14 protein-coding genes are annotated in these 13,333 nt (G+C 55.3%); 3 read left to right on the top strand and 11 right to left on the bottom strand.

The features are described 5' to 3' along the window. Positions 1–79: 79 nt before the first annotated feature. From RTX30_RS16675 to cysG, 5 genes are all read right to left on the bottom strand, one after another. Positions 80–409, bottom strand: coding sequence for a DUF3561 family protein (locus RTX30_RS16675; RefSeq protein ID WP_312691280.1), 330 nt, complete (start codon positions 407–409; stop codon positions 80–82). A gap of 111 nt (positions 410–520) precedes the next feature. Then, positions 521–1,126: an adenylyl-sulfate kinase gene (cysC, locus tag RTX30_RS16670; RefSeq protein ID WP_312691279.1), complete on the bottom strand. Its 606-nt coding sequence runs from the start codon at positions 1,124–1,126 to the stop codon at positions 521–523. Further along, positions 1,126–2,553: a sulfate adenylyltransferase subunit CysN gene (gene cysN / locus RTX30_RS16665; protein ID WP_312691278.1), complete on the bottom strand. Its 1,428-nt coding sequence runs from the start codon at positions 2,551–2,553 to the stop codon at positions 1,126–1,128. The genes cysC and cysN overlap by 1 nt, the downstream gene beginning before the upstream one ends. Before the next feature lie 9 nt (positions 2,554–2,562). Then, the gene (gene cysD, locus RTX30_RS16660; RefSeq protein ID WP_312691277.1) at positions 2,563–3,471 is read right to left on the bottom strand and encodes a sulfate adenylyltransferase subunit CysD; all 909 of its coding nucleotides are present in this window, start codon (positions 3,469–3,471) and stop codon (positions 2,563–2,565) included. Positions 3,472–3,480: 9 nt separating this feature from the next. Beyond that, positions 3,481–4,896, bottom strand: coding sequence for a siroheme synthase CysG (gene cysG, locus RTX30_RS16655; RefSeq protein ID WP_312691367.1), 1,416 nt, complete (start codon positions 4,894–4,896; stop codon positions 3,481–3,483). Between the two features lie 235 nt (positions 4,897–5,131). On the opposite strand from cysG, the gene RTX30_RS16650 reads away from it, so the two are divergent. Further along, the gene (locus RTX30_RS16650) at positions 5,132–6,172 is read left to right on the top strand and encodes an aminopeptidase (RefSeq protein ID WP_312691276.1); all 1,041 of its coding nucleotides are present in this window, start codon (positions 5,132–5,134) and stop codon (positions 6,170–6,172) included. Between the two features lie 70 nt (positions 6,173–6,242). Here RTX30_RS16650 and rlmM read toward each other — a convergent pair whose 3' ends face one another. The 4 genes from rlmM to RTX30_RS16630 all read right to left on the bottom strand — a co-directional run bounded on the left by rlmM (position 6,243) and on the right by RTX30_RS16630 (position 9,265). Next, a complete protein-coding gene (gene rlmM, locus RTX30_RS16645; protein ID WP_312691275.1) occupies positions 6,243–7,343 on the bottom strand; it encodes a 23S rRNA (cytidine(2498)-2'-O)-methyltransferase RlmM in 1,101 nt (366 codons plus the stop codon). Continuing rightward, positions 7,336–7,731, bottom strand: a complete 396-nt coding sequence (locus RTX30_RS16640; RefSeq protein ID WP_312691274.1) for a DUF423 domain-containing protein — start codon at positions 7,729–7,731, stop codon at positions 7,336–7,338. Before RTX30_RS16640 ends, rlmM begins: the two co-directional genes overlap by 8 nt. Before the next feature lie 39 nt (positions 7,732–7,770). Beyond that, complete coding sequence (gcvA, locus tag RTX30_RS16635; RefSeq protein ID WP_312691273.1) at positions 7,771–8,685, bottom strand: glycine cleavage system transcriptional regulator GcvA; 915 nt, start codon at positions 8,683–8,685, stop codon at positions 7,771–7,773. Between the two features lie 349 nt (positions 8,686–9,034). Next, positions 9,035–9,265, bottom strand: coding sequence for a YgdI/YgdR family lipoprotein (locus RTX30_RS16630; protein ID WP_312691272.1), 231 nt, complete (start codon positions 9,263–9,265; stop codon positions 9,035–9,037). A 192-nt stretch (positions 9,266–9,457) separates the two neighbouring features. On the opposite strand from RTX30_RS16630, the gene csdA reads away from it, so the two are divergent. Beyond that, on the top strand, positions 9,458–10,666 hold the full coding sequence (gene csdA / locus RTX30_RS16625; protein ID WP_312691271.1) for a cysteine desulfurase CsdA: 1,209 nt from the start codon (positions 9,458–9,460) through the stop codon (positions 10,664–10,666). Continuing rightward, positions 10,663–11,112, top strand: coding sequence for a cysteine desulfurase sulfur acceptor subunit CsdE (gene csdE, locus RTX30_RS16620; protein ID WP_312691270.1), 450 nt, complete (start codon positions 10,663–10,665; stop codon positions 11,110–11,112). The genes csdA and csdE overlap by 4 nt, the downstream gene beginning before the upstream one ends. Here the strand turns inward: csdE and tcdA are convergent. Together tcdA and mltA are read right to left on the bottom strand one after the other, a co-directional pair. Then, complete coding sequence (gene tcdA / locus RTX30_RS16615; RefSeq protein ID WP_312691269.1) at positions 11,097–11,909, bottom strand: tRNA cyclic N6-threonylcarbamoyladenosine(37) synthase TcdA; 813 nt, start codon at positions 11,907–11,909, stop codon at positions 11,097–11,099. The two genes, csdE and tcdA, sit on opposite strands and share 16 nt — an antisense overlap. A gap of 70 nt (positions 11,910–11,979) precedes the next feature. Continuing rightward, the gene (gene mltA, locus RTX30_RS16610) at positions 11,980–13,077 is read right to left on the bottom strand and encodes a murein transglycosylase A (protein WP_312691268.1); all 1,098 of its coding nucleotides are present in this window, start codon (positions 13,075–13,077) and stop codon (positions 11,980–11,982) included. Between the last annotated feature and the right edge of the window lie 256 nt (positions 13,078–13,333).

The following is a 13,333-nucleotide window of genomic DNA, read 5'->3' as shown; positions in this document are numbered from 1 at the left end:
CATATTTGTACGCCGATCCGTAGTCTACATACCGGACACATTGCCTTAACCTGCGTTACCGTTTGAAGCAGGTCTCTGCTTAGCCAAGCAGCCACATAAACAGCACGCCGAACATCGCGATCACGGTGAGCAGTGTCGCCACGCTACTGAACAGCAGTTTACCACTCAGCAACGAGTGCAGCGCAATGCCGACCACCACCGAAACGGGCATCAACGCCAGAAAGAAGGGCCAGGTGTAGAGAAAGAAGAACAGGGTATTGGGGCCATAGATCATGAACGGGATCGCCAGCGCAAGCAGCCATGCGATGAATCCCACTACGGCGCCGGGTAGCGACCATGTGGTTTCGTCGTGTGTCGGAGTCGTTAGCGACTCTGACCGGGAGAGGGTGATGTTCTGACTGTTGCGCATATCTGATCCTGTTACCTGAACGACCGGCAAAAGGGGATACGCGCAATCATCAGGAAGCGCGTGAGTAAACGCCGGGGTGACCTGAAGATGGCGGGTATCGCCAGTACCGTCTCAGGATCTGATAATATCGCCCTGTCGGAGGAGATCGAATAATTGGCTCACCAAATTTGTTACCAATTGTTCTCCGTCGAGGTGAACTTCCGGTGAATCCGGCGCTTCGTAAACCGAGTCGATACCGGTGAAATTACGCAGTTCACCCGCACGCGCTTTCTTATACAGTCCCTTCGGATCGCGCGCTTCGCAAATCGCTAACGGCGTATCGACAAACACTTCGATAAAACGCCCTTCTCCCAGGCGTTCGCGCACCATCTGGCGATCTGCCCGGTGCGGAGAAATAAAAGCGGTTAACACCACCAGCCCCGAGTCGACCATCAGACGGGCGACTTCGCCCACCCGGCGGATGTTCTCCTTACGATCGGCATCGCTAAAGCCCAGATCGCTGCATAAGCCGTGGCGCACATTATCGCCATCCAGCAAATAGGTGCTGACCCCTGCGCGATGCAGCGCCTCTTCCAACGCCCCGGCGACAGTGGATTTGCCCGAGCCGGATAGCCCGGTAAACCACAGCACAACCCCACGATGACCGTGGAGTTGCTCGCGCTGCTCAGCCGTGACCGGATGAGCATGCCAGACGACGTTTTTGTCATGCTGCGCCATTACTTACCTCCCAGCAGATCGCGCGCGCCCCAGTGCGGGAAGTGCTTACGAATCAGCTGATTCAGCTCCAGTTCGAAGGCGCTGAACTCCCCGGCGCTGGCCTGTTGCTGCTGGTACACTTCACGTACCATCCCTGCACCCACGGTCACATTACTCAGTCGATCAATAAAGATAATGCCGCCTGTCACCGGGTTCTGCTGGTAGGCATCCAGCGTTAGCGGTTCATCAAAGGTCAAATCCACCAGCCCAATGCCGTTCAACGGCAGGCTTTCCACCTGGCGCTGAGTCAGGTTATTGATATCCACCTGATAGTGAATGTTATCCACGCGGGCACGGGTTTTCTTGCCCGCGACTTTTACGTCGTAGCTTTGCCCCGCTTGCAACGGTTGCTCCGCCATCCAGACGACGTCGAGCGCTGCGCTCTGCACCGCGGGTAGCGTCTCCTGCGCATCCAGGATCAGGTCGCCACGGCTGATATCAATTTCATCTTTCAGCACCAACGTGATCGCCTCGCCTGCACCGGCTTCTTGCAGATCGCCATCAAAGGTGACAATGCGTGCAATGGCCGACTCGACGCCAGACGGCAGCACCTTGATGCGCTGGCCGACCCTCACCACGCCGGAGGCCAGCGTGCCGGAGAAGCCACGAAAGTCCAGGTTCGGGCGGTTCACATACTGTACCGGGAAGCGCATCGGCTGCGTGTCAACAACACGTTGAATCTCAACGGTTTCCAGCACTTCAAGCAGTGTCGGGCCGCTGTACCACGGCATTTGCGCGCTCTGGCTGGCCACGTTGTCGCCTTCCAGCGCCGACAGCGGCACAAAGCGAATATCCAGATTACCCGGCAGTTGTTCAGCAAAGGTCAGATAGTCCTGACGGATGCTTTCGAAGGTTTCTTCGCTAAACGCCACCAGATCCATTTTGTTTACCGCAACGACCAGATGTTTAATCCCCAGCAGCGTGGAGATAAAACTGTGGCGACGGGTCTGATCCAGCACGCCTTTACGCGCATCCATCAACAGGATCGCCAGATCGCACGTCGACGCACCGGTCGCCATATTGCGGGTGTACTGCTCATGCCCTGGGGTATCAGCAATGATAAATTTTCGCTTCTCCGTGGAGAAGTAACGGTAAGCGACATCAATGGTGATGCCCTGCTCGCGCTCCGCCTGTAACCCGTCGACCAGCAGCGCCAGGTCCAGTTTTTCGCCCTGGGTGCCGTGACGCTTACTGTCGTTATGCAGCGTGGAGAGTTGATCCTCGTAGATCTGGCGAGTGTCATGCAACAGACGGCCGATTAACGTACTTTTGCCGTCATCGACGCTGCCGCAGGTCAGAAAGCGCAGCAGACTTTTGTGCTGCTGGGCATGCAGGTAAGCTTCGACGCCGCCTTCATTAGCAATTTGTTGTGCAATTGTGGTGTTCATGGCGGCTCCTTAGAAATATCCCTGACGTTTTTTCAGCTCCATCGAGCCGGCCTGGTCGCGATCAATCACGCGGCCCTGACGTTCACTGGTGGTGGAAACCAGCATCTCTTCAATGATCTCCGGCAGGGTCTGCGCTTCCGACTCCACCGCCCCGGTCAGCGGCCAGCAACCGAGCGTACGGAAACGCACCATCCGCTGCGCGATCACTTCACCCGGCTGCAGATCGATTCGATCGTCATCAATCATCATCAGCATGCCGTCACGCTCCAGTACCGGGCGCTCAGCCGCCAGATACAGCGGAACAATCTCGATATTTTCCAGGTAGATATACTGCCAGATATCCAGTTCAGTCCAGTTCGACAACGGGAACACGCGAATGCTTTCGCCTTTATTAATTTGCCCGTTGTAGTTATGCCACAATTCCGGACGCTGGTTTTTCGGGTCCCAGCGGTGGAAACGGTCACGGAAAGAGTAAATACGCTCTTTCGCACGGGATTTCTCTTCGTCCCGGCGCGCGCCGCCGAAAGCCGCATCAAAACCGTACTTATTCAGCGCCTGCTTCAGTCCTTCGGTTTTCATGATGTCGGTATGTTTTGCACTGCCATGCACGAACGGGTTGATCCCCATCGCCACCCCTTCCGGGTTTTTATGCACCAGTAGCTCACACCCGTAGGCTTTCGCGGTACGGTCACGGAATTCATACATCTCACGGAATTTCCAGCCAGTGTCCACGTGCAGCAGCGGGAACGGCAGCGTGCCGGGGTAAAAGGCTTTACGCGCCAGGTGCAGCATCACGCTGGAATCTTTGCCGATGGAATACATCATCACCGGGTTGGAAAATTCGGCGGCCACTTCGCGGATGATATGGATGCTTTCCGCTTCCAGTTGTCGCAGATGAGTGAGTCGTTTTTGGTCCATAACCATTCCTTAAGCCAGATTAATCACAGAAGCGTCGAACGCTTCCGTTCCTGTCGTATGCCGGAACCAGGCGAGTTCGTGATGCAGCCGAACCACTTCGCCTATCACTAACAAAGCGGGCATGGGGGCCGCTTTCGCCAGTTCCTCAAGTTGTTCCAGTGTGCCGGTCGACACATGTTGATCCGTGCGCGTACCACGTGCGATCACCGCGACCGGGGTTGTTTTGTCGCGCCCGTGGGCGATCAGTTGGGCGCTGATTTCCGCCGCTTTCATCGTGCCCATATAAATAGCCAGCGTCTGGCGGCTTTGCGCCAGCAGTGACCAGTCGAATGGCGCGCTGTCGGCCTTGTAATGCCCGGTGACAAAAGTCACGCTTTGGGCAAAATCCCGGTGCGTCAGCGGAATACCGGCATACGCGGTAGCGCCCGATGCCGCCGTCACGCCAGGCACCACCTGAAAAGGGATGCCAGCCTGCGCCGCGGCCTGTAACTCTTCACCGCCACGGCCGAAAATAAACGGATCGCCACCTTTGAGGCGCACCACCGTTTTCCCTTCGCGGGCAGCGTCTACCAACATTCGATTGGTATCGTGTTGCGCTACCGCATGCCCGCCGGCACGTTTGCCAACGCAAATTTTTTCGGCGTCACGGCGGGTAAGCTCCAGCACTTGCGCGCTGACCAGATGATCGTAAAAAACCACATCCGCCTGCTGGATCACTTGCAAACCGCGAAGCGTTAGCAGCCCGGCATCGCCAGGCCCGGCACCGACAAGGATAATCTCCCCGCCTGCAGAACCAGGCTGCGTCAGTTCTGCTTCCAGCGCTTTTTCTGCCGCCGGTTCATCTCCGGCAGCCATCAGACTGGCAAAACGCCCGCGAAAGGCGCTCTCCCAAAAACGCCGACGCTCATCTGTCGAGCGACGAAAAGCTTTAATGCGCGTGCGCCAGCGCCCGGCCACCTCAGCCATGCGCCCCAGATTGCCCGGCAGTAACGCCTCGATTTTTTCGCGTAGCAGGCGTGCCAGCACCGGCGCGTTGCCGCCGGACGAAATGGCCACCAACAGGGGCGATCGATCAACAATCGACGGGAAAATAAAGGAACACAACGGCTGGTCATCCACCACGTTCACCAGACGGTGGCGCACATTGGCGGCATCAAAAACACGGCGGTTAAGCGCGCTGTCGTCGGTCGCAGCTATCACCAGAAAGACATTGTCCAGTTGGGATTCATCAAACTCGCTCGCCAGCCACTGAACCGCCTGCTGTTCGGCAAGCGTCAAAAGCTCTGGCTCCAGATGCCGCGCCACGATCAGGACGCGTGCCCCGGCACGACGCAAAAAAGTGATTTTGCGCGCGGCGATCTCGCCGCCACCAATCACCAAAACCGGGCGGTCTTTTACAGCAGCAAATAACGGCAGGTAATCCACAACGCGACAACTCACTCACAGCCAGTAATAGAGGGACTATAGGGGGCGGCTTAGAACGAATGAAATTACGAATTGGAATGAGTAGTTCCGCAAAGGAATAACGCTCAGGCAAAGCAAATACCAAAAAGTGCTTAACGCCAGCATTTTCGCAAGGTTAAGAAAAATGAAATTGTGTAAAGCGGGTCACAGTTTCATACTAAGCGCGTCAAAAATAATACTGCATAAAGGATTCTCTATGTTTTCCGCATTGCGCCACCGTACCGCTGCTCTGGCGCTCGGCGTATGCTTTATCCTCCCGGCGCATGCCCGCCCTTCCCAGCCCGGTGAGTTTGCCAACCAACAGGCGCGTCATATTGCCACTCTATTTCCTGGCCGCATGACCGGAACCCCCGCAGAAATGCTCTCGGCTGACTATCTTCAGCAGCAGTTCACGCAAATGGGGTACGAGAGTAATATTCGTAAATTCAAAACGCGTTACAGCTACACGGCAAAAGATAATCAGCAGAGCTGGCAAAACGTGACCGGCAGTACCGTCATCGCCGCGCACAGTGGCAAGTCGCCGCTGCAAATCATCATTATGGCGCATCTCGATACGTATGCGCCGCGCAGCGATGCCGATGTCGACAACAACCTGGGCGGTTTAACGCTGCAGGGCATTGACGATAATGCGGCCAGTCTGGGAGTGATGCTGGAACTGGCGCAGGCGCTTAAACCCGTGCAGACGCAATACAGCATCCGTTTTATCGCCACCAGCGGCGAAGAGGAAGGCAGGCTCGGTGCCACAAACTTGCTGGATCGCATGAGCGATGTAGAGAAGAAACACACCCTGTTGGTGATCAACCTGAATAATTTAATCGTCGGCGATAAGCTTTATTTCAACAGCGGTAAGAATACGCCCGCTTCCGTGCGCAAACTGACGCGGGATCGGGCTTTAGCCCTGGCCCGCTCGCTGGGCATTGCGGCCACCAGTAATCTAGGGTTGAATGCCCGTTACCCCAAAGGCACCAGTTGCTGCAACGACGCCGAGATTTTTGATAAGGCAGGCATTCCTGTGCTGTCGGTGGAAGCCGCAAACTGGTCTTTAGGTAATAAAGATGGCGAGCAACAACGGGCAAAATCGAAAGCCTTCCCGGACGGTATCAGCCGCCACAATGCCCGGCTGGATAACCAGCAATATATTGACCACGCCCTGCCAGGCCGCATTGAACGCCGCAGCCGCGATGTGATGCGCATTATGCTGCCGTTAGTTAAAGAGCTGGCAAAAGCGGGCAAATGAGCCTGAAAAAAAACGCCTGCTTTCGCAGGCGTTTTTTTCAGAGGGCTCAGGCAATAAACGCGCACGGTGATCAGCGTTCGTCCCGGCGACCGCCCACCGCAGCCCACATCCGGCGCACATGCACCGTGACTTCTTCACGATCGTGGTACAACTGGCGGGCCTGGATCTGTGCTGCAATACCGTGCTCATCCAGTTGCGCCTGGATATACGCCAGATTGTTAGACACCTCTTCGTAGCGCTTTTTCATGGGCAATTTAAGGTTGAAAATGGTTTCACGGCACCAGCCCTGCGTCAGCCACTGCGCCATCAACGCGGCAACCTTCGCCGGTTTTTCCACCATATCGCACACCATCCAGGAGATGTTGTTGCGGTTAGGGCGATAGCGGAAGCCATCTTCCCGCAGCCACGTCACCTGCCCGGTGTCCATCAGACTTTGCGCCATCGGGCCGTTATCTACCGAGTAGACCCACATGTTGCGTTTCACCAGCTGATAGGTCCAGCCGCCGGGGCACGCGCCCAAATCTACCGCATACATACCGTTAGCCAGGCGTTCGTCCCACTCATCCGCCGGAATAAAGACGTGGAAAGCCTCTTCCAGTTTCAGTGTTGAGCGGCTCGGCGCATCGGACGGAAATTTAAGCCGGGGAATGCCCATATAGAACGGTGAGTTGTTAAAGGAGTAGGAGTAGCCGGTATAACAACAGCCAGGCGCAATGAAGAAGATATGCACCACCGGGCGTTTCGGCGAATCGCTCCGCGCCAGCACGCCAGCCTCACGCAGCGCCGCACGCAGCGGCACGGTGAACTTACGGCAGAACTTCATCAGCTCTTTGCTTTCGTTGGTATCTGCGACTTCAACACGCAGATCGCCGCCTTTATCCACTACGCCCTGCAGCATGCCGACGATCGGCGTAATGCGATCTTCCGGCGGCAGGTCTTTTAGCAATTCGCCGACCACGAACATCTGGCGGGCAAAGATCAGGGAGCTAAACGGCAGCTCGCGCGCCAGTTTGTCGGCATCGTCGGGCTGGTAGCATTCGAAAACCACATACCCCGCGTTCTCTTTCACACGCGCAAAACCAAACACCTCACGGCGGCCGGCTTTATCGGTAATCTCTGCGGCACACTCTTTCTCAAAACCTGGGCGGCACAGCAACACCACTTTATTCATGAACAACGCCCTTACGTTTCAAACGGATTGCGCCAATAAACATTAATGTCCAGCCGATTAAAAAACACACACCACCGACTGGTGTAACAAACGCCCACAGGCGTAAACCCGACAGCGCCAGACAGTAGAGACTGCCGCTAAACAGCACCGTACCCAACGCCAGAAAAACACTGCTCCAGTAGAACCAGATACTGATGCGGCGTTGCATCGCCACTGCCAGCCCAAAAATAGCCAGCGTATGGAATGCCTGGTATTCGAGGCCGGTCTGGATCCAGCTCATCTGGATCACGCCCAATGATTTTTGTAAAACATGCGCGCCAAACGCACCCAGCGCGACAAACACAAAACCGCTTACCGCGGCGAAAATCAGCATAAAACGGCTGGTCATGTGGTTACCCTAAAAGTCATACACGCAACAGCGTGCGAATTATTGTTCGTAGCGAAAACGGAATTTTTCCTGTTCGTTTGCCGCTTTTGCCAGTATCCACTGACGGAAGGCGGCTATTTTACCCAGTTCTGCCTGACTGTCATGACAAACCAGATAAAACGCATTTTTACTGACCAAAACATCATTAAAAGGACAGACCAGCCGACCCGCCTCAATTTCGGATTGCGCCATCACGTTATTGGCCAGCGCAATGCCCTGCCCGTGGATAGCCGCCTGCAGCACCATTGAGCTATGGCTAAATATCGGCCCTTGCTGGACGTTGAGATTAAGACCTAACTGGCGCGTATAAGTTTGCCAGTCCCGGCGGGATGCGTCGTGTAATAATGTGTGCTGCGCCAGATCTTCGGGTTTCTTCAAGGGCTTATCGCCCGTAAGCAGCAACGGCGAACAGACAGGAAGCAGATATTCTGCGTACAATTTTTCAACGCGCAGGCCTGGCCAGTTACCACGGCCATAAAAAATCGCCACGTCGACATCATCCGCCAGTTTATCCTCTTCACGATCCACCGCCTGGATACGCACATCGATTCCCGGATAAGCTGAGTTAAAGCTTGAGAGTCTGGGCACCAGCCATTGAATGGCAAAACTGGGTAATAAACTGACCGTCAACGCCCCTTTCGCGCTACGCGCCTGGAGCTTGCGGGTCGCTTCATTCAGCTGAGAAAAAATCTCTTTGATATCTTGAAAATAGCTTTGACCTTCTTCAGTAAGCAGCAACGATCGGTTGCGCCGCCGGAAGAGTTTCAGGCCGAGGAAATCCTCGAGAGACTTGATTTGATGGCTTACTGCGGCCTGCGTCACAAAAAGCTCATCAGCAGCGCGAGTAAAACTTAAATGGCGGGCAGCGGCATCAAAAACACGTAATGCATTCAGTGGTGGTAATCGCTTGGACATGGTTATCAGGCTTAGATGTAAACTCAATTTAACAAACAGGAAACAATGGTTAACCTATTAGTTTTTTTTATCTGAGCCATTATAAATTGTCCGTTGAGCTTCTACCAGCAAATACCTATAGTGGCGGCACTTCCTGAGCCGGAACGAGAAGCTTTTTTTGGAATGCGTGTTCTGAAGGGCTTTTGGCTTACGGTTGTGATGTTGTGTTGTTGTGTTTGCAATTGGTCTGCTATTCAGACCCCGGTAGCAACGCTACCCCTTTTTCACTTCCTGTACATTTACCCTGTCTGTCCATAGTGATTAATGTAGCACCGCAAAATTGCGGTGCTTTTTTTTACCCTGCACTGGCTTAGTTTTTCTCCAGCGCAACCATCTCTTTCACGTCAGTACGGTTAATCTGCTGCTCATTCCCGTTGGCATCTTTATAAGAAATCAATCCTGTTTGATCGTCCGTTTTCGGTTTCCCCTCAGAGACGATAGTCCGCCCGTCATTGGTATGCAGGGCATAGTTCGGACCAGAACAGGCGCTCAGTGCAAAAGTAAACATACAGGCAGATATAATTGCGGCAGCCTTTTTCATCTTCTTCTCCTTTTGGCAATTAATGCTGTGAAAACCTCTTCCGGGAAGAGGCCAAAACATTTAACTAACATTATCCAGCATAACCTGCTTCGCCGACTCTGCCAGGACAAACAGACAATTCTGATGGTGCGCAACATCCTTGCTCCGGGGGAAAAATTGCGCGACGATCGCATCATTGGCATGAGGAATCCCATGAACGCATTTAATCCATCGCTTTTTCGCGCCCAGTTTCCGGCACTTGCTGATGCTGGCGTCTATCTCGACAGCGCCGCCACTGCCTTAAAACCGCAGACGGTGATCGATGCCACCCAACAGTTCTACAGCCTGAGTGCCGGAAACGTACACCGCAGCCAGTTTGCCGAGGCACAACAACTGACTGCGCGCTATGAGGCCGCCCGGGATCAAGTCGCAGCGCTGATTAACGCCCCCTCCGGTAAAAATATTGTCTGGACACGCGGCACCACGGAATCCATCAATATGGTGGCGCAGAGTTATGGCCGGCCACGGCTGCAACCCGACGATGAAATCATCGTCAGCGAAGCCGAGCATCACGCTAACCTGGTGCCCTGGCTGATGGTCGCTCAGCAGACTGGCGCACGGGTCGTCAAACTACCGCTGGGCGCCGATCACCTGCCAGACATCGCGCAACTTGCGCAGCTCATTACCCCGCGTAGCCGCATCCTGGCGCTGGGCCAAATGTCGAACGTCACTGGCGGCTGCCCGGATCTCCAGCGTGCCATTACCCTTGCGCATGCGGCGGGTATGGTCGTGATGGTGGATGGCGCACAAGGCGTGGTGCATTTTCCGGCGGATGTTCAGCGGCTGGATATCGATTTTTATGCTTTTTCGGGCCATAAGTTGTATGGCCCAAATGGGATCGGCGTGCTGTATGGAAAAACCGCTCTGCTGGAGGCAATGTCGCCGTGGCTTGGCGGCGGCAAGATGATCACCGAAGTCTCTTTCGATGGTTTTACTACGCAACCTGCGCCCTACAAACTGGAAGCGGGCACACCAAATGTGGCTGGTGTGATTGGCCTGAGCGCCGCCCTTGAATGGCTGAACACCCAGGATAACGCCCAGGCAGAAAGCTATAGCCGGGGCCTGGCAACGCTTGCGGAAGAGAAACTGGCGCAGCGTCCGGGGTTTCGCTCGTTCCGCTGCCAGGACTCCAGCCTGCTGGCGTTTGATTTTGCCGGCGTCCATCACAGCGATATGGTGACACTGCTGGCGGGCTACGGTATCGCTCTGCGTGCCGGGCAGCACTGCGCGCAACCGCTGTTGGCAGCCCTTGGCGTAAAAGGCACATTGCGGGCTTCTTTCGCCCCGTATAATACGCAACATGATGTAGATGCGTTGGTGAACGCTGTTGACCGCGCGCTGGAAATACTGGTGGATGAATGACAAACACAGCTTTTGCCGGACACCCGTTCGGCTCCGTGATCACCGAAGAAACACTGCGCCAGACCTTTGGTGCGCTCACCCAGTGGGAAGATAAATACCGCCAGCTGATCATGCTGGGCAAACAGCTGCCTGCAGCCAGTGACGAACTCAAAGCCCTGGCGCGGGAAATTCCCGGTTGTGAAAATCGTGTCTGGCTGGGCGCGACGCCTGCGGCCGATGGCCGCCTGCATTTCTTTGGCGACAGTGAAGGCCGGATTGTGCGCGGATTAATGGCGGTGTTATTAACCTCAATAGAAGGGAAGCAGCCCGCCGATCTGCTGAAAGGCGATCCGCTGGCATTGTTTGATGAGCTTGGTCTGCGCGCGCAGCTTAGCGCGTCGCGTAGTCAGGGGCTGGCGGCGCTGGCCGCCGCCGTACAGGATGCCGCCCGTCAGGCGCTGGCCTGACGCGAGGCTTTCGCCATCAATTTTTTTAACGCATGGGACACCGCGACAAAGCCAAAGGTCGCGGTGACCATAGTTGCCGCACCAAAGCCCGAGGCGCAGTCCATCCGTTTTGGCCCTTCCGCCGTGCTTTTCATCGCACAGACGGAACCATCCGCCTGCGGATAAACCAGCGCCTCGCTGGAAAACACGCAGTCCACGCCCAGTTTACCTTTGCTGTTCTTCACCACACCGAAATCACTTTTCAGCCGCTCGCGCAATTTTGCCGCCAGCGGATCCTGAATCGTCTTCGCCAGATCGCTCACCTGGATCTGGGTAGGATCAATCTGCCCGCCCGCGCCACCGGTGGTGACCAGCGGGATCTTGTTGCGACGACACCAGGCGATCAGCGCCGCTTTCGGGCGAACGCTATCAATGGCATCGATCACATAGCTGTAACCACGGCTCATCAGTTCGGCCACGTTGTCGACCGTAACGAAATCATCAATGACCGTGACCACACATTCCGGATTGATCTGCCGTATGCGGTCTGCCATCACCTCCGCTTTTGCCAGGCCGACGTTGTCGCGCAGGGCATGGATCTGACGGTTGGTATTGGTCACGCAGACATCATCCATATCAATCAGCGTGATGGCGCCGATACCCGTTCTTGCCAGCGCTTCCGCCGCCCAGGAACCAACGCCGCCAATGCCCACCACGCAAATATGCGCCTCGGCAAACCATTGCAGGGCATTTTCACCGTATAAACGCGCCGTACCGCCAAAGCGCTGGCGCCAGGCGTCGCTGATGACTACAGACATAAAACCTCAGACATGAAAACAAGGAAACTCCCCTCGCCCGGATTCGGGCAAGGGAAGAAGTTTACCACACTCAGCCGCTGAAGACGCCGCCCGTGCCTGGCGCGTTTTTCAGCACCCAGACGCGGCCATAATGGTTGTACCAGCCAGCGCGATGACCGGCATCCGGGCCAATACCCTGGTAAATATCGAAGTGCTGGCCTTTGATAGCGCCGCCGACATCCAGCGCCACCATCAAACGTAACTCATACTGGCCGTTAAATTTACCGTTATTATCCAACTGGGGTACTTCGGCCAGCAGCGTCGTTCCCGGCGGGATCACGCTACGATCGGAGGCAACAGAAGCCCGGCCAATCAACGGCACCGCACTGGCCCCTTTTACCGGCGCCCAGGACTGCGGTTTAAAGAACACAAACGAGGCATTCTCTTCCAGCAGTGCGCGCACTTCCGCTTCGCTGTGTTTTGCGCCCCATTCACGGATAGCCTGCATCGACATATCTTCTTTCTTTACTTCTCCGCGATCGATCAGCACTTTGCCGATACTGCGGTAGGCATGGCCATTTTTACCACCATAACTAAAGAAGTTAAGCGGGCTGCCGTCGCCAAAGTCGATATAACCGCTGCCCTGCACATCCATAATGAAGTTATCCATCAGCGAATTGCTGTAAGCCAGCACGTAGCTTTCGCTCAGCGCACCTGCATAGATCTCCGCACGTGAGGGCAGACGGCCGCGTTTGGGCGGCATACGGTAAATAGGATACTGGAACTCGCCCTGACGCGTATGGCGCGCCTGAATAACCGGGGTGTAATAGCCGGTGAACTGGACGTTGCCGTAATTATCGGTACCTTCCATCTGCCAGGCGTCAAGGCCGAACTGACGCAGAGTGCGCGTATCACCACCGGCGCGCAGCCAATCCTGGATGGCATTATAGAGATTACTTTGACTGGTATAGAGGCGTGGCGCGGCGCTGCGAATCTGGCTCACTTGCTCAGAAAAATCGCCAGCATTAATTGGGGCACCAACGGCGTCGGGCTGATTCACCAGGGAAAATGGCTGGGAAAATTTCCCGTCTTTATATTGTTGACCGCGATCGGTCGGTTTAGAAGTACAGGCTGCGAGGATAGCAACCATCGCTCCCGTGAGTGCGTACTTAACCCAACGTCCTTTCATTCTCTCTCATCTTCTGGTTAACCCGGAGCGGGGTGAAGATAACAAACCCCACTCGCTAATGAAATGCGTCAGCGCAACCTGACACAAATTCCGTGCAAAAAACGAACTAATTGTACTGTTTTTACACATAATCTCCGTTAATTGCGTACCAGGGCAAAAAAAAGGTTGCATCATAATGTTTGCAGCGTATAGTGCGCTTCCACGGACGCGGGGTGGAGCAGCCTGGTAGCTCGTCGGGCTCATAACCCGAAGGTCG

The sequence above is a fragment of the Kosakonia sp. genome (assembly GCF_032052965.1).
Taxonomy (GTDB): domain Bacteria; phylum Pseudomonadota; class Gammaproteobacteria; order Enterobacterales; family Enterobacteriaceae; genus Kosakonia.
This window is presented reverse-complemented; position numbering and strand designations above follow the sequence as displayed.

Bases quoted from the DNA above. Each gene is read 5' to 3' on its own strand.
- RTX30_RS16675 (WP_312691280.1), bottom strand. From the start codon at position 409: ATGCGCAACAGTCAGAACATCACCCTCTCCCGGTCAGAGTCGCTAACG.
- cysC (WP_312691279.1), bottom strand. From the start codon at position 1,126: ATGGCGCAGCATGACAAAAACGTCGTCTGGCATGCTCATCCGGTCACG.
- cysN (WP_312691278.1), bottom strand. From the start codon at position 2,553: ATGAACACCACAATTGCACAACAAATTGCTAATGAAGGCGGCGTCGAA.
- cysD (WP_312691277.1), bottom strand. From the start codon at position 3,471: ATGGACCAAAAACGACTCACTCATCTGCGACAACTGGAAGCGGAAAGC.
- RTX30_RS16650 (WP_312691276.1), top strand. From the start codon at position 5,132: ATGTTTTCCGCATTGCGCCACCGTACCGCTGCTCTGGCGCTCGGCGTA.
- rlmM (WP_312691275.1), bottom strand. From the start codon at position 7,343: ATGAATAAAGTGGTGTTGCTGTGCCGCCCAGGTTTTGAGAAAGAGTGT.
- RTX30_RS16640 (WP_312691274.1), bottom strand. From the start codon at position 7,731: ATGACCAGCCGTTTTATGCTGATTTTCGCCGCGGTAAGCGGTTTTGTG.
- gcvA (WP_312691273.1), bottom strand. From the start codon at position 8,685: ATGTCCAAGCGATTACCACCACTGAATGCATTACGTGTTTTTGATGCC.
- RTX30_RS16630 (WP_312691272.1), bottom strand. From the start codon at position 9,265: ATGAAAAAGGCTGCCGCAATTATATCTGCCTGTATGTTTACTTTTGCA.
- csdA (WP_312691271.1), top strand. From the start codon at position 9,458: ATGAACGCATTTAATCCATCGCTTTTTCGCGCCCAGTTTCCGGCACTT.
- csdE (WP_312691270.1), top strand. From the start codon at position 10,663: ATGACAAACACAGCTTTTGCCGGACACCCGTTCGGCTCCGTGATCACC.
- tcdA (WP_312691269.1), bottom strand. From the start codon at position 11,909: ATGTCTGTAGTCATCAGCGACGCCTGGCGCCAGCGCTTTGGCGGTACG.
- mltA (WP_312691268.1), bottom strand. From the start codon at position 13,077: ATGAAAGGACGTTGGGTTAAGTACGCACTCACGGGAGCGATGGTTGCT.